Source organism: Paenibacillus sp. TC-CSREp1 (genome assembly GCF_050171015.1).
Lineage (GTDB): Bacteria > Bacillota > Bacilli > Paenibacillales > Paenibacillaceae > Paenibacillus > Paenibacillus silvae.
Genome location: NZ_JBNOKM010000039.1, coordinates 1 through 17,376 on the forward strand (window position 1 = coordinate 1; position 17,376 = coordinate 17,376).

The 17,376-nt window shown below is 49.8% G+C and carries 18 protein-coding genes; 16 read left to right on the forward strand and 2 right to left on the reverse strand.

Features of this window, described 5'->3' with window-relative positions; genetic code table 11:
- The first annotated feature begins 122 nt into the window (after nucleotides 1–122).
- A complete protein-coding gene (locus ACQSGY_RS30175) occupies nucleotides 123–422 on the forward strand; it encodes a hypothetical protein (RefSeq protein ID WP_427182290.1) in 300 nt (99 codons plus the stop codon).
- A 168-nt stretch (nucleotides 423–590) separates the two neighbouring features.
- Here ACQSGY_RS30175 and ACQSGY_RS30180 read toward each other — a convergent pair whose 3' ends face one another.
- Nucleotides 591–812, reverse strand: a complete 222-nt coding sequence (locus ACQSGY_RS30180) for a DUF1128 domain-containing protein (RefSeq protein ID WP_111268413.1) — start codon at nucleotides 810–812, stop codon at nucleotides 591–593.
- A gap of 231 nt (nucleotides 813–1,043) precedes the next feature.
- Here ACQSGY_RS30180 and yyaC point away from each other — a divergent pair, with 231 nt between their 5' ends.
- The 6 genes from yyaC to ACQSGY_RS30210 all read left to right on the forward strand — a co-directional run bounded on the left by yyaC (nucleotide 1,044) and on the right by ACQSGY_RS30210 (nucleotide 7,852).
- The gene (gene yyaC / locus ACQSGY_RS30185; protein ID WP_427182291.1) at nucleotides 1,044–1,601 is read left to right on the forward strand and encodes a spore protease YyaC; all 558 of its coding nucleotides are present in this window, start codon (nucleotides 1,044–1,046) and stop codon (nucleotides 1,599–1,601) included.
- Nucleotides 1,602–1,661: 60 nt separating this feature from the next.
- Nucleotides 1,662–2,453, forward strand: coding sequence for an alpha/beta fold hydrolase (locus ACQSGY_RS30190; protein ID WP_427182292.1), 792 nt, complete (start codon nucleotides 1,662–1,664; stop codon nucleotides 2,451–2,453).
- 242 nt (nucleotides 2,454–2,695) lie between these two features.
- Nucleotides 2,696–3,415, forward strand: coding sequence for a DUF6483 family protein (locus ACQSGY_RS30195; RefSeq protein ID WP_427182294.1), 720 nt, complete (start codon nucleotides 2,696–2,698; stop codon nucleotides 3,413–3,415).
- Between the two features lie 66 nt (nucleotides 3,416–3,481).
- A complete protein-coding gene (locus ACQSGY_RS30200) occupies nucleotides 3,482–4,723 on the forward strand; it encodes a class I SAM-dependent methyltransferase (RefSeq protein WP_427182295.1) in 1,242 nt (413 codons plus the stop codon).
- A gap of 92 nt (nucleotides 4,724–4,815) precedes the next feature.
- Nucleotides 4,816–4,956, forward strand: a complete 141-nt coding sequence (locus ACQSGY_RS30205) for a hypothetical protein (protein ID WP_427182296.1) — start codon at nucleotides 4,816–4,818, stop codon at nucleotides 4,954–4,956.
- 226 nt (nucleotides 4,957–5,182) lie between these two features.
- Complete coding sequence (locus tag ACQSGY_RS30210; protein WP_427182298.1) at nucleotides 5,183–7,852, forward strand: O-antigen ligase family protein; 2,670 nt, start codon at nucleotides 5,183–5,185, stop codon at nucleotides 7,850–7,852.
- A 140-nt stretch (nucleotides 7,853–7,992) separates the two neighbouring features.
- On the opposite strand, the gene ACQSGY_RS30215 is transcribed toward ACQSGY_RS30210, so the two are convergent.
- A complete protein-coding gene (locus tag ACQSGY_RS30215) occupies nucleotides 7,993–8,340 on the reverse strand; it encodes a dehydrogenase (RefSeq protein WP_111268418.1) in 348 nt (115 codons plus the stop codon).
- A gap of 160 nt (nucleotides 8,341–8,500) precedes the next feature.
- On the opposite strand from ACQSGY_RS30215, the gene ACQSGY_RS30220 reads away from it, so the two are divergent.
- From ACQSGY_RS30220 to ACQSGY_RS30260, 9 genes are all read left to right on the forward strand, one after another.
- Nucleotides 8,501–9,118, forward strand: coding sequence for a DedA family protein (locus ACQSGY_RS30220; protein ID WP_188594194.1), 618 nt, complete (start codon nucleotides 8,501–8,503; stop codon nucleotides 9,116–9,118).
- The gene (locus ACQSGY_RS30225; protein WP_427182300.1) at nucleotides 9,118–9,687 is read left to right on the forward strand and encodes a thioredoxin family protein; all 570 of its coding nucleotides are present in this window, start codon (nucleotides 9,118–9,120) and stop codon (nucleotides 9,685–9,687) included. Before ACQSGY_RS30220 ends, ACQSGY_RS30225 begins: the two co-directional genes overlap by 1 nt.
- Nucleotides 9,688–9,692: 5 nt before the next feature.
- Nucleotides 9,693–10,325, forward strand: coding sequence for an MBL fold metallo-hydrolase (locus tag ACQSGY_RS30230; protein WP_427182302.1), 633 nt, complete (start codon nucleotides 9,693–9,695; stop codon nucleotides 10,323–10,325).
- Nucleotides 10,326–10,602: 277 nt separating this feature from the next.
- Nucleotides 10,603–11,004, forward strand: coding sequence for a hypothetical protein (locus ACQSGY_RS30235; RefSeq protein ID WP_427182303.1), 402 nt, complete (start codon nucleotides 10,603–10,605; stop codon nucleotides 11,002–11,004).
- Between the two features lie 117 nt (nucleotides 11,005–11,121).
- Entirely contained in the window at nucleotides 11,122–11,649 is a 528-nt protein-coding gene (sigY, locus tag ACQSGY_RS30240; RefSeq protein WP_427182304.1) for an RNA polymerase sigma factor SigY, read from the forward strand.
- 1 nt (nucleotide 11,650) lies between these two features.
- Nucleotides 11,651–11,989: a YxlC family protein gene (locus tag ACQSGY_RS30245; protein WP_427182306.1), complete on the forward strand. Its 339-nt coding sequence runs from the start codon at nucleotides 11,651–11,653 to the stop codon at nucleotides 11,987–11,989.
- Complete coding sequence (locus tag ACQSGY_RS30250; RefSeq protein ID WP_427182308.1) at nucleotides 11,982–12,218, forward strand: sigmaY antisigma factor component; 237 nt, start codon at nucleotides 11,982–11,984, stop codon at nucleotides 12,216–12,218. Before ACQSGY_RS30245 ends, ACQSGY_RS30250 begins: the two co-directional genes overlap by 8 nt.
- A 338-nt stretch (nucleotides 12,219–12,556) precedes the next feature.
- Nucleotides 12,557–12,940, forward strand: a complete 384-nt coding sequence (locus ACQSGY_RS30255; RefSeq protein WP_111268426.1) for an ATPase — start codon at nucleotides 12,557–12,559, stop codon at nucleotides 12,938–12,940.
- A gap of 217 nt (nucleotides 12,941–13,157) precedes the next feature.
- Nucleotides 13,158–17,270 carry an S-layer homology domain-containing protein gene (locus ACQSGY_RS30260; RefSeq protein ID WP_427182310.1) on the forward strand — a complete coding sequence of 1,371 codons (4,113 nt, stop codon included), beginning with the start codon at nucleotides 13,158–13,160 and terminating at the stop codon, nucleotides 17,268–17,270.
- Nucleotides 17,271–17,376: the final 106 nt, after the last annotated feature.

Consider the following 17,376-nt stretch of genomic DNA (forward strand, 5'->3'; position numbering starts at 1 on the left):
AGTCGTGGATAACATGTGCCACACTTTTACATTAGGGGATTTTTTTATGGTTTGGAAGTCTAAATTCACTTTTTTTTTGCTGATTATTCATGTCAGGTTTAACGCATGACTAGTGGTATCCGATGGTATCAGGCACATCAAATCGAGCGAATGAGAGTTTGAACGAAAATGGTCTGCGTATCGCTCAGGACGTAACCTGTTATCTATCCAAGCTGGAGTCGGGCAAAAAATTAATGTTTCCCCAGCATGAGGAGCGCCGTACCCATCTCTTTCTGATGAACGGTCATCTCGAACTCCAGTGCTCGGATGGCAATTTTGATCTCAAGCCGGGGGATGCCGCCCGAATTCGCAAAAGCTGTGATCTGCATATGACAAGCGCAGGCAGTGAGCCAGCTGAATTTGTCCTTATTGATCTGCCTTAAAGTGAAGAGCATTGTGGAAATAAGGCTGGAACAAGGAAACAGGAAATCGGAAATAGGAGATAGGAGATAGCCAAAAAGGACTTGTCCTGTATCAGTATGCTGATATAAGACAAGTCCTTTTTTGGATTGTGAGCTTTGTCGAATGAAGGGTAATATTCAAGCTAACGCTTATTTACGCAAATTACCCAGTTCGGAAGCAACGGCCTCCACTTCGGAGATGCTCAGGTGCTCTTTGCTCATAACCATCTCGTATAAATCCTGCAGATCCTCATATTTCTCAAGTGGAAATGCTGAAGCTTGCATTGCCGCGCCGCTGGCCATCCGCAGTTTGGTTTTGATCGCTTCAATCATATATTCCATGTTTTCTGCTGTTGCTTGTGTTAAATCCATCGTTCACTTCATCCTTTCCATCTCCGGGGATGGGTTGATCTGATCCTTTTTCCAAACGGAAACTCCTGTTATTGTAGCATGACTAGAAGGGCACAAGCCAATGATTTTGCGGGGATACCATGCATCGGTTACAATGTGAGAATAGAGCGGGGTTACTTACTGGAAGCAAAGACAGCGCTAAAGCCTGTCAGAAATGACAGTGTGCCATAGCGGGAAGGGAGGCAGTCAAGTTTGGCTGTATACAAACGAGAACTGGTCCGGCAGCAGACCCGGGGCATGCGCAGAGGCATACCTGGAGACCAGCTTGCTCTTTTTTTCAAAAAGATCACACAGCGGCATACCCCGGACGAAATTACGTTTCTGTGTATTGGTACCGATCGTTCGACCGGGGATGCGCTTGGCCCGATGACAGGTACTCTGCTGGAGGAACGCGGTATGCCTCATGTGATCGGCACGCTGGCGTCTCCTTGTGATGCGGATACCTTTGCGCAAAAGCTGGCGTCTATCCCGGCACACCATGCCGTGATTGCAATCGATGCATGTTTGGGCCCGAAAGATGCCGCCGGGACATACTATGTGTCGGAGGATGCACTGCTTCCTGCGGAAGCGGTCGGCGGCAGTTTGCCTCCGGTAGGAAAATACAGCGTGGCTGCTGTGGTGAATGTGAATGGACCAAGGCCGTATTCCATTTTACAGATGACTTCACTGTATCTGGTGATGGAGATGTCCCGAATTCTGGCTGATGCGGTATGTGAGGCCTGGAATAACCGGGAAGCGTTTCATTCATGAGCTGAATGCTTAATAATATACAACCTGAACTATTACATTCGCGCAGAGAGAGGGATTAATATGGAAAAAGTGATGTGTGATGGAACGACGATTTGTTATGCCGAGCAGGGTAAGGGAGAGGCACTTGTGCTGCTTCACGGATTCTGCGGCAGTTCATCATATTGGGATGAAGTGGTGCCGGAGCTGGCCCGCAGCTATCGTTGTATCGTACCTGATCTGCGTGGACACGGCAAAACGGATGCACCGGTTGGCAGCTACACGATTGAACAGATGGGCAATGATGTACTGCAGCTGCTGGATGAGCTGGAAGTAGAGAAAGCCGTCATTCTGGGGCATTCCATGGGGGGATATATTGCGCTGGCGATTGCACAGCATCACCCGGAGCACCTGAATGCCTTTGGTCTGATCCATTCGACAGCATTCCCGGACAGTGACGAGGCGAAGGAGAAACGTTTGCGAGCAGTATCGACCATTCAGTCTGAGGGCATCGTGAATTTTGTGGATGGACTGGTGCCAGGCCTGTTTGCACCGGAGCATGTGGAATCGTTATCTGCCCATGTGAATCGTGTCAAAGAGATCGGTTACAAGACTGCACCTCAAGGTGCAATCGGAGCAGCGCTCGCCATGCGTGAACGTCCGGATCGCCGCGATGTGTTGTCGGCAGCACCGATGCCTGTACTGCTTGTGGCAGGAGAGAAAGACGGACTTATTCCACCTGAGCGCACCTTTACAAGTGACAAGCCGCATATTGTACAGGCTACAATTGCTGGTGCAGGACATATGAGCATGTATGAAGCACCAGAAGAGTTGATTCAGGTAATTAAACAATTCATGGCAGGTTTATCTGACTAAGTATAAGATGTTCCAACAACTGGGCGGATGCCCAAAATATGATATGGAACCCAAGTGTCCATAGAAGCCCTTGTTTGTCCGTTGATATGGACAGGCAAGGGCTTCGTTTGTTTCACTGCCCGGCTTCATACCTCAGGGGAAGCCGGACTTTCGCTTTTTTTTACGGCATGAATTAAAATAAACCCTATACACCAATGACACAGCACGTTTGATGATGATCGAAGATATGAGGGGGCGCACCGATGTTCAGGAAGGATTATCTGCTCCGCATGATGGAGGAAATGACAGAGGCGATTGGCAAGGCTTTTACACTGAGACAGCAACGCAAACATACAGAGGCCTTGTCTGAACTGGATGAGCTGATGCGCAGACAATTCGGCATGAATCTATCTTTGCTGAACTCTCTGCCCGCAGAGGATGTAATTGAGATGTTCCGTTTTCGCGGTGTAATAGAGGTAGACAACCTGCAGCAAGCAGCGAGACTCATAGAGGAAGAGGCATATATTTATCAGGAGAAGGCCAGAGTAGAGGGCATTGATGATCAGGAGAAAATGGAAGCGGAGGATGCGGCGCTTGTGCGATTGATGCGAGCTTTGCATTTTTACCTGTACGCCATGAACCATGGTGCTAATCGCGAACTGCTGCAAGTGCCTGATCGTATAGAGGAAGTCATAGCGCAAATTCAAGGATATGAGCTTCCGGCCCGAACGGAAAAACAGCTTGCACTGTATCGGGAACAACAGGCGCGATATGATGCGGCCGAGAATAGCTGGTATAGATTGCTTCATCTTGGGGCGGAGTATCCCGTGCAGTATGTGGCGGATGCGAGGGCGTTCTACGAGCGATTAACAAAGCTTACGGATGAGCAGCTGGAGCAGGGCGGCTTGCCGCGAGACGAGGTTGAAGAGGGACTGACACAGCTTGAAGCTCTGGAGAGCAAACGTCAGCAGGTGAATGAATAACAGTCACTTGGAGAGGGAACAGAATTATGGTATGGTAACGGTTGACCAAACCAAATCGAAAGTGAGATGTACCCCGTGGATTCGTTGCGAAAGCTTATACAAGATATTTTTGAACAGAACTCGCTGATTACGGCGACCTGGAGTCAGCTGCGCAGACGGGACAATGTCTCGTTTACCAAAGTGCAGGTGAAGCCGGTTACGCTGAAAAATCAGCTTCATTACCAGTTTGCTTTTCATTATTCCAATAAAGTGCTGCATGAGAATCTGACCCCGACTGAAGCGATGGAGCGCATGACTTTGTTATGTGAAGAGACCTTTCGTCAGGGATTGCTCTGTACGGCAGAAGCGGATTATCAAATTCTGATCAGCAAAAAATATAAAGTATCGATTCTGACCAAGTCTCCATCCAAAACAGCAGCGGACCTGTCCCATAATCGCAAAAAGCAGTATGTGCTGGAGGAGGGCGTTCCGGTTTCTTTCCTCGTCGAGCTTGGCATTATGAATGAGCAGGGACATGTGCTTGCACGCAAGTACGACAAGTTCAGACAGATCAATCGTTTTCTGGAGATGGTGCAGGATGTCATTCCGCATCTGCCGGAAGGGCGTCCGCTGACCATCGTTGATTTTGGCTGCGGCAAGTCGTATCTGACGTTTGCGTTGTACCATTATTTATCTGTGCTGCAGCGTCGTTCCCTCAAGATTATCGGTCTTGATCTCAAGGCGGACGTAATCGAGCATTGTAATGATCTGGCCAGACGTTTGAACTATGGTGATCTGAAATTCCTCGTTGGAGACATTGCAGATTACGATGAGCTGAACGAGGTGGACATGGTGGTTACCCTGCATGCCTGTGATACGGCTACGGATGCGGCATTGGAGAAGGCGGTACGCTGGGGAGCATCCGTCATTCTGTCCGTGCCTTGCTGTCAGCATGAGCTGTATGATCAGGTCGAGGCTTCCGTTATGAACCCGATGCTGTCTCACGGCATTCTGAAGGAACGTTTCTCCGCACTTGCTACGGACGGTATTCGTGCCAAGCTGCTGGATGTGATGGGATATAAGACACAGCTGCTCGAATTTATTGACCTCGAGAATACACCCAAAAATATTCTGATTCGCGCCGTTCGCGGTCAGGCGGGTCAGGTTCAGGACATGTGGAGTGAATACATCGCATTCCGCGATTTTATTCAAGCCGATCCGTATCTGGAGCGTGCTTGTGCGGACCTGCTTCCGGTGGAAGGCAGCAAAACTGCGGGCAAAGTGAATAAAGAAACGCTTCAAAGTGCTGCGAAGTGTAACCTGCATTAGCTTGTGGGATGAGTGGAAGAACGGATTGCAAGTAACGCTTTGGTGAAAACGTAGCAATTGTGATGCAGCCGAAGGTAAGGAAGTTTTGGTGAATGAGCGAAAGAAAACAGTTTGATAAAACAAGACAGTTACATGTTATCTGCATGGTCTGCACAAGTGAGGAAAGGGACATACTGATGCAAGGGTCGCCTTACTCGATGCGCAGATATTGGGATAAAGTATGGATTCTGTGACGCAGATTGGATAAATCCGTGATAAAGGAAACTTGTCAGCACCTGCGTAAGTGAGGCTCATGAAAAAGATAGGACTGTCATTGTCGAACATGAACTGATCTTGCAGCTCGGCGGACATTGGGCAGAAGGACCCGGAATGGGCACCTTCTGTCTTTTTTTGTTTCTGTGATTGCTGAGAGAAGTTGTGTGAAGGCTGAAAGCGTTTGAAGCGCAGAGGAGGTGTGGAATGAAAAGTGCAAACGCGAAGACAGATAAGGCTGTACGAGAGGCAGGGACAGCAGGAGAATATGATGGAACAGGAGCGGGAAATGAAGCGGAAACGGATTACAAGAAGCAAGTTAATGCTGCGCGGGAGAAAGGTAGGGAAGAGCACGATCATTCATATCTTTTGCAGGGTTCGAGTGGACGTGCGGAATACGGGTGCTATTTGCAAGGTCAACACAATACATATAACGGTATAGCTGGTCCACAACAATTATGGAGCTCAAGTTCAAAGGGGCCTGTAACGGAATGGGACGGAATCGAGCAAAAGAAACGTGACTGGCACAGGATAGAATCAAAATACACAACCATCATCGGATTAAGCATGGTGGTTATTTTACTGGCAGGATGTTTGCGCAGAGGGCTGTTTAACGCTGCCGACATGTATCCGGTTATTGGAATGACAGGTGTCATCGTGGCGCTGTCGCTTGTGATGTACAGTAGAGGTGCGAGGATGTCAGAACAGGCTGAACCGGGCTTCGTGAGGTCAAAGTCAATGCATCTGCGCAGAGCTTGCTTGCTGCTGGTCGCTTTTCCTGCGGCAATGATGCTGTGTTATGCCGTACATGTCTGGGCGGGCTCGGCAAGCACGCAGGGCAGCATGCATGAAATGCTGCGCTGGAGCCTGCTGGCGATGTTTGCCCTGCTCGCGGCGCTGCTAGCCGTGAGCCCGGGTGGTGTGCGCTGGCTTGCCTGTGGCTGGCAGCTGGCTGGCGGCGTGCTTGTGCTGAGCGGCCTGTTGGCCGTGTGCGGCGTGCTGCCGCTGCCTTACGGGGTCATGCGTACAGCAGACCCCGAGATTAGCTCCGCCGGCGCAAGGCTCGGCGGATTGCTGCAGTACCCCAATGCGTACGGTTCCATTGTTGGCATGTACGCATTGGAGCGGCTGACTGCCGCCGCGGGGGTGCTGGCCGGGCGTGCTGCCCCGGCCCGCCGACTCTTCGCGGCGGTGCTGCCGCTCATGCCTGCGCAAGCCGCGCTCCTGCTGAGCGAGTCGCGCGGCGCTTTGCTGGCGACCGGCTGCGCCGCGGTCGCCGCCTTTGCCCTGCAGCGGCGCGGTGCCCGCGTGCCGCTGCTGCTGGCCGTGGCCGCGCCGCTGGCGTGCGCGGCCTGGCTCTACCGCCAGCTGGCTGCCGCCCAGCTGGCGCCTGCACCCGTGCCCGGCCTGCTGGCCGTGGCCGGGGCATGGGCAGCTGCGCTGCTCGGCACGCTGCTGCTGTGCCGTCTGTGGCACAGCGGCGCCCGAAAGGGCCGCGCCGCTGCCATGGCGGCCCTGGTGCTGGCGTGCATCGCCGCTGCACTTATGGCCGCTGCCTCCACCGCCGATCGCTTCGCGGCGGGTGTCGGCACAGGCACATCCCGCTTACGGATGTGGCGGGATGCCCTGCGGCTGTGGAACGAGGCCGCATGGCTCGGCCACGGGGGAGACACATGGCGCACCATGTTCCGCGCCATCCAGTCCTCGCCGTACGTCGGCGGCGAGGTTCACAGCGGGCTGCTCGATCTGGCCCTGGATACGGGCCTGCTTGGCATCGCGCTGCTGGCAGGGTGGATGCTCCTCACCCTGCGCAGCATCCGCTGCTTCGCACCGCAGCTGCTGCCGCCCGTGCTTGTCTTCGTCCTGCATGGTGCAGTGGACTTCGACTGGAGCTTTGCGCTAGCCTGGATGCTCGTCATCTGGCTCGCGGCATGGGCAGCTGCGCTGAAGGCAGAAGCGGATTTCATGTCGCCGCCGCCGTTCACCAAGCACCATTCTACAGAGGCATCTCCTGCTTCTGCTGCGGATCGAATTCAAGTTTCAGCGTATGGAGGCGCAGTGGATGCTACTGTCTTGAAACCAGTAAACCAGCATTACTCCTCTCTGAGTGGTTCATCCTGGTCACCCAAGCGGTCAACTGCTCCCGCATTCGTCTGCGTTAATGTATGCGTTCGCGCTTGCAGCTGCATCTATACTTGTATCCATACGGCCTTCTCTCACCGCATATCAGGCGAATCCAAACGTTATGCACTCCTGCTGCTGCTTGCATGCTGGCTTGGAGGGACGGTCTGCATGACAGCTTTGCACACTTGGGCGGAACTGGAGTATCGCCAAGCACGGGAAGAATGGGTGAGCAAGGAGACACGTTATGAGCATCTGCGTGCAGCCTACCGCCTGAATCCGGCACGGACAGATGTAGCGATTGCTCTTGCACGCACGCTGCCACATCAGGAAGCCACAGCAGTGCTGTTGAATGGCTTGTCCCACGCGCCGCATAATTTCGAGCTTTATTCAGAGCTTGGGCGATTGGCGTCTCTAGCAGGTAACGGATATCAGGCGGGGCAATATTGGACAGAAGCCATTGCACTGAACCGTTATGATCATCAAACCCAGAGTGCTGCGCTGTACTGGATGGAGCAGACGGCAGTGAGAGAAGTCAGGCAAGGGCGTACAGAGCAAGCCAGACAGACGGCCGCAATCGGAGTACAAATCTATGATCGTTATCAAAATCTGGCAGTACAGATCAATGCAGAGCATATGCGCAATGACCGTCGTTTCCTGCTACAAGCGTCGGCTGTCACCACAGGTGAGAACTTGCGCAGGATGGCAGATGGCTCGTTTGGGAGACTGCTAGACCTGGCTAACAAATTAAAGTAGCACCATGTAGTACCTGAAAATATTTTCAATTTAGGTCCTGTATCATGGCACAGCCTGAAATCGCCTATCTGTCCCAGCATGTCTTTGAACAGGCTGACGAGCCATATTCCCGTCTGCCTGTTCCTGGAATTCTTTTCTTCTTACAGACGATATCCGCCAAAGGCATGTTTGAACGCCTCTTTGAGCGGTTCGACGTCGATCTCCCACAGGGCTGCAATCTCTGCGCTGACTTCGGTATTCCACCAGTCACACAGCTTTTTGCGGTCATTGCGATGTTCACCAATCCACAACAGGTTCGCGATGACTTTGGCATAGTAGCATTCTTCGGCCTGCTTCATTCGCTCTGGAGAGATGTACAGCTTCAACCGCTTGGCTGTCCGGTATAATTCCTTGCTGCAGGCACGGCGAATTCCACGGGCAGAAGGCAGGTTCTGACCGGATTGCTTATGTTTGACCGGGGGAGACCCGGGTACAGATTTGAATGACATATGCTCACGCTCCTCTCCCCATACCATATGCGGAGCCGCGTCTGCGGGATACTGTGCATGTCTCGCAAAGTAGCCACGTTCAGGGGGCTGTGATAAAATAAGGACGAAACTCCACGGTGCGTCACGGCACCCCCATTCAGGACAAAGAAAGAGGGTTGAGATGGACGTTATTCATAACATAGTCAGCCAATTATTCGACTGGATTCAAAGCCTCGGATATTTCGGTATCATGCTTGGTTTAATGCTGGAGGTGATTCCGAGTGAAATTGTGCTGGCGTATGGCGGTTTTCTCGTTTCCCAGCATCAGATTAACTTCTTCGGGGCGATGATCTTTGGTACAGTGGGCGGGGTTCTGGCCCAGCTGTTTATTTACTGGATTGGTCGTTATGGCGGCAGACCTGTACTGGAACGTTATGGTAAATACATACTGATCCAGAAAAAACACATCGATCATTCTGAAGAGTGGTTCCGCAAGTATGGTACGGGTGTTATTTTCACAGCACGGTTTGTTCCGGTGGTCAGACATGCGATTTCCATTCCGGCTGGCATCACGAAAATGCATACAGGCAAGTTCATTTTGTTAACTACACTCGCTGTTATACCTTGGACTGCATTGTTTATATATTTAGGAATGGTTCTTGGCGATCAGTGGAAGCATGTTGACGAGAAGGCGGCGCCATTTATTACGCCAATTCTGCTCGTTGCACTGGCTCTGTTGATTATTTATTTTGTCATCAAATGGATGAATGCACGTAAAAAGAAAGGAAGTGTGAAGTAATGTCCAAGCCTAATTTATCTCACAAATTCGGTAAAGGTCTTCCGCCGAAGGAATTTATCGCAAGTATGACCAAAAATCAGAATGAATTTCAGGCGAACTATGACAGCTTTGTCTGGGCAAGTGAAGAGGATCGTGAATTTTTTGAAAGTCTGAATTATCGGGATGATCTGCGTGTGCTGATTCTGGCAGCGGATTGGTGCGGTGATGTAGTTCGCAATATTCCGGTTGTATTTCAAGCACTGGAGATTTCGGGTGTTCCAACCGAAGTGCTGATCATGGAGAATCATCCTGACGTGATGGATGAGTTTCTGACGATGGGCGGTCGCTCGGTGCCAATTGTGATTTTTGCAGATACAGGCGGACATGTGCTTGGTCAATGGGGGCCTCGTCCGAAACATGTTCAAGAGGTTATGGTAGAGTTCAAACGACTGAACCCTGATCGTGAAGCCGCAGACTATCAGGACAATATGGCCGAAGCACGCAAAGAAATTTTGAAACGTTACGGGGAAGGAACGGAGTCCCATGCAGTGATCATTCGTGAACTGCGTGAGCTGATTTCGGGTTTTTAATTCATATGCTGAATATTCGTACATTTACACTCGGGCCGTTGCAAACGAATGCCTACCTGTTACAGGGGGAGGACCCGGGCAAAGCGGTTATTGTTGATCCAGGCATGAATCCAGGCCCACTGCTCAAAGCGATTCAGGACCTGGAGATTGAAGCGATTGTTTTGACCCATGCTCACTTCGATCATATTGGTGGTGTGGAGGAGATTCGCAAGCTCAAGGGATGTCCCGTATATCTTCATGACCTTGAAAGCGACTGGCTTACTTCGGCAAAGCTGAATGGCTCGTTGAACTGGCCGCAGGTCACACCGCCGATTACGGCATCTCCCGCAGAGTTTGCATTGGATGAAGGTCAGAAGCTGAATCTGATCGGACAGTCCTTTCAGGTTTTTCATACGCCGGGTCACTCGCCGGGCAGTGTAAGCCTGCTTTGTGGAAAGGATTTGTTTGCCGGGGATGTGCTCTTTCGGATGGGGGTTGGCCGAACGGATCTGACAGGAGGACGTGAACGCGATCTGGTGGATTCCATACAGAACAAGCTGTATTCATTTCCTGATGACGTTGTTGTCTATCCGGGTCACGGTCCCAAAACAACGATAGGGTATGAGAAACAGAACAACCCTTATGTTCCCTCAAGATAATTCGACACATTATGTGAAATAGGTCTGGACAAGCGGCAAATTTTTCATTAGAATAGCTATTAGTTGTTACAAGCGTTAAGGCATCACTTAACTAAAGCGTTGAATAGAAATACCCTAACTCGCGAAGCACGCAGACTGTGGTCCATACCCGGTTTGCGTTCTTTTTTTGTTTTCGGAGCTTTTATTCTCCTGTAAGTGTGTGTATAGAAGACGTTGGATAGCCGGTGAATCTGTCATCAGAGTGCATGGTGAAATCTTTAGAATAACTTATAAAACGATGGAAGTGAGGGGAATGGATGTGGAGAAATTAAATGTGCTTCAGCCCCAGCAAGTACCGGAATATACATGTCTGGATGATCGACGACTTGTGTTGAATTCTGTTATGCATTCGATCATCAAAGAAACAGCTGGTCAGAAAGTATACATACCTAACGGCAGTCTTACAAATAGTTATAATAACAAGCAGTACCGTCTATACACTGTTCATACGGAAACAAGCAATTTCAAATGTGATACGAAGAGTTCGAGAAACGCTATTAACGAAAAATTAATTGAGAGAGATCATGAGAAGAAAGGCATTACGTTCCAGCAAAACATCTGGCATAGCCGCGTATTGCAACACGGGTCCCGCAATCAACGCTGGTTCGACAAACTGCAGGATTACCGAAATGGAGTCTGATTGCCCGGGAAATTGTCGCTTTTTTATAAGATTGCAATGTTCTGATTTGGTGTTGAACGTTTTGACGCAGTCCGTCGTATTATCTTCAGATCGAACAGGAGGCAGGTGATAGCCATAATGAAAACAGCTGAGCTGGAGGAAGTTCGCAGAGCGGCAGAGGGAGATGACAGCGCACTTGCGGCACTATTACAGCGCCATTATTCATTTATATACAAGTACCTTGTCAAAGTTACAATGGACCCTAATCAGGCTGAAGAGATCGTGCAGGACACCATGGTTCGATGTATGGAGAATATACGGCGGTATGATGGCACATCAGCGTTCTCATCCTGGATGATCACCATTGCAACCCGAATATATATTGACAGGATCAGGCGTAAGAAGAGAGAACAAAGCTGGCTCGATCTGGTTCGCCAGCAGGCGATTCGTCGTTTTCGCTGGCAGCTCGAAAGTCGAAACGAAGCGTGGACGGACGTGATGGATGCAATGACAAGACTAACCCCCGAGCATCGCATTACCGTGCTGCTGAAACATTATTATGGCTATAGTTATGATGAGATCGGGGCAATGCTGTGCATACCTGCCGGAACAGCCAAATCCCGTACGGCTTATGGTCTCCGTCAATTAAGAAAGGAGCTGGAGTAAAATGAGCGGATCTGATAAGACACAGGAAAAGGAGCTGCTGCAGCAGCTGCAGCAGTCTATGAAAGCGCTGGATGATGTATGTGAACCGGCAGACATTCCTTCACTTGCATCCCTCGAATCTCGTGTCAGAGAACAGAGGCGCATCAAGCATAGAGCCAATCTGGTTGAAATGCTCTGCTTCTGGCTTGTTTCGCTGATGGTGATTACGCTGGGAACGTTGCTGTTTGTTTCTGCTCCTGCTGTGTATTTAGGTATACAAGTCATGGGTACCGCTATTGCGATCATTGCTGCTGCTTTATGGTTTGTCCGGCATCGGAAGGAGACGGTGCATCATGAATAAATTGCATTATTCACTGGAGGAGATACCCCCAGTTCTGCTCGCTTTTCTGGCATTACTGCTCTTGTTTCAAGGCACATGGATGTTTCGGGATGCACGCAAACGTGACCGCTTCCCCTGGTTATGGGGCTTATGGGGCATTACCAGCCTCCCTGGCCCGCTTCTGATCTATTGGCTGATTGTCATTCGCACGGATCGTAAACGACAGGCGGGAAGCAAAAAAAATAGATAACATCAATATGTCAGATCAAACGATGTATATAAGTTTAACTATTCATTTACACATGAACGGAGAGGGCAGGAAAAACCTGGAAAAGCGGAGCGGTCGCCTTTATCACCGGATTTTCTCTTTGGAAAAGAGAATTGAAAAAATCTGGGGATAACAGCGATTGGAAGGTTATTCTGTCATCGGAGCGGATTGTGTAAAATATTTAGTTCAACTTATGTAGAGCTTTATAAAAAGATTTTGCACAAATATGTTGTTTGAATCTAGTATTCCTAGACATCGTTATTCTTTTCTAGTAGACTATACAAATAAATATGAATGATAGACTACCAGGAGGTTAGACGATGCTGCGATTAGGAGAGAAGGTTGTCATCGTCGCGGATGCGTTTGAGCAGAATCTTCCTGTGGGGGAATATGGATACATCATCGCTTATGACCGGAATCCGGACAATGCGTTCGATTACGTGCTTCGAGTGCCGCTGGTGAATCGGAACTTTTTTGTTCCATCCGGCGACGTCGATCTGGAAGAGGTTCTGCTGAAGCAGGAAGCTGAGCGGGTCGAGCGAGAAGCGTTGATAGATTACGCCCTTGCGACACATAACGAGAAGCTGTTTCATCACTTGATGAATGGAGAGCTTCAAGCTGTGGAAGAGGAAGAAGAAACCGCGAACGAAGTAATGTCCCAGGCGGATTTTATAAAGCAGGTTAACCTGCGTGCATGGATTTAATTGTTTGAATTTCAGGAGTCGGCTGATGCCGGCTCCTTTTTTGTTTGTTTTATAGATTCCGAAGATTTAGGATGTTCAGAATCGGTTCAGAATGGACTGTTAAAATACTGCATGAAATATTACATAGCGAAAGGGAGAATTCTCTTTCTATATTTTGAGGAGAAGGAAGGTAGATCTGAAGATGAGAAGGTTACGTCAAAACCAAAAGAATTTTTTAGTGAGTTTGTTAACCTGTCTGCTGATAATTGGAGGAAATCCATTATTTCTGACATGGGACACTCACCGTGCATATGCTTCCGTTGATGAAGAGTGGGCATTGTTAGGCAACGCAGGTTTCTCTGCCGGAGATGTCGCAGCTCCCAAGCTGGCAGTGGATCAAAATGGTACGACATATGTCGCTTATACGGATATTGGGGATAACTTCAAAGCCACTGTTATGAAATACAGTGCATCGAGTGGCTGGGAATTGGTTGGTGAGAGAGGCCTATCCAGTGGATCAGCGAGTGGAATCACACTCGTGCTTGATCAGACAGGTCATCCCTATATTAGTTACCAGGATAGTAGTGCAGAGAATAAGGCTACTGTAATGAAATATAGTGAAGATACCGGTTGGCAATCAGTAGGAGAAGCCGGATTCACCCCGAATTCTGCCAATTATCCTGCACTTGCATTGGATCAGGTCGGTAATCCTTATATCGCATTCAAAGATGGAGTGAGTGGGAAGGCTACGGTAATGAGTTACGATAGTCAATCCATGGGTTGGAACGTGCTGGGATCAGCCGACTTCTCTCCTGAAGTCTCCAACTCCATTTCATTGGTTCTAAATCAGAACAATATACCTTATGTAGCTTTTCAAGATAGCTCCTTCCAAACGAAAGTCATGAGCTATGAAAGCTCAAATGGTTGGGAGTCTGTGGGACAAACTGTAATCCCTGTAGGTTATGCAACATCACCGTCGCTGGCGTTAAGTCCTTCAGGTATTCCATACATCGCTTCCATTGACGATACATCTAAGGTAACAGTTTCCGCATATATTAGTGATACCGGCGCCTGGCAGGTAATTGGAGAGACAGGCTTCTCACCTGGCAGAGCCTCTTCACCCTCGCTCCAGGTGGATGGGACAGGCACACCGTTCGTCGCTTTTAAGGATAGTGCAAACGATTATAAAGTAACCGTTATGAGGTACGGTGGTCTAAATGGGTGGGAGACTGTCGGAAAAGCGGGTTTCTCAGCCGGGGTTATATCTACACCTTCCCTGGCGTTAGACAAGACAAATCAACCGTATGTTGTTTATCAGGATGCAGAAAATCAATCTAAAGCTACAGTGATGAGATTCGGTATGAAATCATCCTACACCATCACTTACGATGGAAACGGTGCTCAGGTAGGCAGTGTGCCTACGGATCCCAATCAATATATCGAGCAAGCAGGGGCGACGGTTCTAGATAACACAGGCCTTCTGGAGAAAACGGGATACTCGTTTGCTGGATGGAATACAGCAGCTGATGGAAGTGGAGGTAGCTATGCGCCAGGAGATATTGCAACGATGGGCAGCGCCAATATAACGTTGTATGCCCAATGGGTGCCGAACCCGGTTGATGAGGCAGGAAAATGGAAGCCTGTTGGCAAAGAAGGCTTCTCTGAAGACGTTGCAGCTGAACCGGATTTTGTGCTGGATACGCATGGTACCCCTTATATCGTTTATCAAGACAATGCTAATTCGTTTAAAGCAACTGTTATGAAATACAGTGAAGTCACTGGATGGACTGCAGTTGGACAACCTGGGTTCACTTCAGGTTCTGCTTTTTCACCCAAACTGGCGATCGCTCATGACGGGACGATCTACGTGGCTTTTAAAGATGGAGCTAATATGTTTAAGGCAACGGTCATGAAATATTCGGAGCAGGCAGGATGGCAAACGGTAGGCAATGCCGGCTTTTCCCAAGACAGTGCGCAGGTCATTGATCTTGCTTTGGGTAAAGATGGTACCCCATACGTAGCTGTGATTAAAACTTATCAGCTTTCAATGATGAAGTATAACGAACACAATGATGAATGGCTTCCAATGAACATCGCCGATTACAACAGCTATAGTCATATATATGGTGTTGTCTTGACGAGCAGGATGGATGGGAAGATTTATGTAGCATACACGGGCGGAGACGGAAACAGCAAAGCATCGGTCGTTCGATATGACGAAGCGAATGGATCGTGGTTGTCTGTCGGCAACCGCAGCTTTACCGACGGACAGGCAATTTTTATAGCACCTGTTGTGGACCAGAACGGCACGGTATATATTGCGTATCGTGATGTACCGAATGGAAACAAGGTGAGTGTAATGAAAAACGATGGTTCCGGGACATGGACCAAAGTTGGCATGACTGGATTTTCAGATGGAATGGTTGAAGATGTCGCCATCGCTCTTGACCCGGCGGGAAGCCCGTATGTCGTGTATAAGGATTGGGACAACCAGGGTAAAGCAACCGTCAAGAAGTATGGAGAAGCTGACGGATGGACCAATGTAGGCAATGCAGGTTTCTCGAAGGGCGTAGCTCTGATTCTTTCACTGGCTGTCAATTCGGACGGGACGGTGTATGCGGCCTATTGTGATAATGGGGAAAACGGTAAAGCGACGGTGATGTCGTATACCGAGCCTAAAACCTATAAGGTAACGTATAACAGCAATGAAGCCTCATCAGGAAACGTGCCTGTAGACAGCCAGTCCTATCACAAACAATCCGGTGCCACCATCCTGGACAATACCGGAAATCTGGCCAAGTTCGGTTATACCTTTGCAGGCTGGAATACCAAGGCGGACGGTAGCGGACAAAGCTATAACGCAGGTGATACACTCGTGATTGGTACGGCGGATGTCATTTTGTACGCCAGTTGGACTTCTTCCAATAACGGCGGCAGTGGAGGCAATGGCGGAAATGGTGGCTCCAATGGGGGATCTAATAACGGCAATGGAGGCGGAGGTTCAGACACAGGTAGTGGCAACACGTCCGGTGGAGGCTCGACTGGAGGCTCTGGAATAACAAGTACAGGAACTCTGCCTTCCAGCAGCGTAACGCCGAATACAGGTGTTTCCGTTCTGGTAAACGGCAAGCCCGAGTCAGCTGGCACATTGAAAACGACACGAACAAATGGGAAAAATGTATTGACCCTGTCAGTGGACGCTCCAGTTGTCATGCAAAAACTGGAATCGGAAGGCACAGGCGCTGTCGTTACACTTCCCGTCAACAGCAGCGGCAAGGATGTGGTGATCGGTAAGCTTACCGGTCAATTGGTAAAACATATGGGAGACAAAAAAGCAGTGCTGGTGCTGCAAACCGCAGGTGCTACCTATTCCCTGCCTTCTGAGCAGGTGGATATCAATGCTCTGGCGCAGGAACTCGGGGCGAATGAGCACTTGCAGGATATGATCGTGAGTGTGAAAATCGAACCAGCCTCTGCCGACACTGTGCTGGCAGCAGCTGCGAATGCTCAGCATAACGGCTATGCTCTGGTAGGCACACTGTATGATTACAGCATAGTAGTTACGTATGGCGACAAATCTGCTAATGTAGACCGTTTCAGCACATACGTCAAACGGGATATCGCATTATCCAGCGAGGTTGATCCAGCGCGGGTGACGACTGGTATTGTTGTAGAGGCCGACGGCAGTGTGCGCCATGTACCGACGAAAATTACGCAAGTTGGCGGAGTGTACCATGCCCAAATGAACAGTTTGACCAATAGCACGTACGGTGTTATCTGGAATCCCCGGACATTCACCGATGTTGACGGGCACTGGGCACAAACGGACGTGAACGATCTGGCCTCCCGTCTGGTCCTTGAAGGTGTATCGGATGATAGCTTCAGTCCGAATACCAGCATTACCCGGGCTGAATTTGCAGCTGTGCTCGTTCGGGCGCTGGGTCTTCGGACCGCTCAAGAAGGTGATCGTTTCGGAGACGTGAAGGCAAGCGACTGGTACGCAGGCGCGGTCAGCACTGCTTCTGGCTATGGACTGATCGACGGTTATAAAGATGGAACCTTCCGGCCTTCGCAGCAGATCACCCGAGAGGAAGCGATGCTGCTGATGAATCGTGCTTTCAAGCTTGCTGGAGCAGAAAAACAGCCAGCGTTGGATGCCGATGGACAGCTCTCGCGTTATGCAGACAAAGGAGAGGTTTCGGCATGGGCTAAAGAAGCCGTGATGGTCAGCCTTCAGGCAGGGCTTGTGTCAGGCCGAAGCAGTACAATCCTTGCGCCGAAAGCAACCGTTACCCGTGCGGAGACAGCAGCACTGGTACGCCGGATGTTGCAGCTAGCGGATTTGATCTGAGAAATGGTATCGATTCAACGGATTGGACAAAAAGGCAGCGCGTCTTAAACGCTGCCTTTTTGTCCGTTGTGGCACACCGAAGCGCTTTTCCTCCAAAACATGCTGG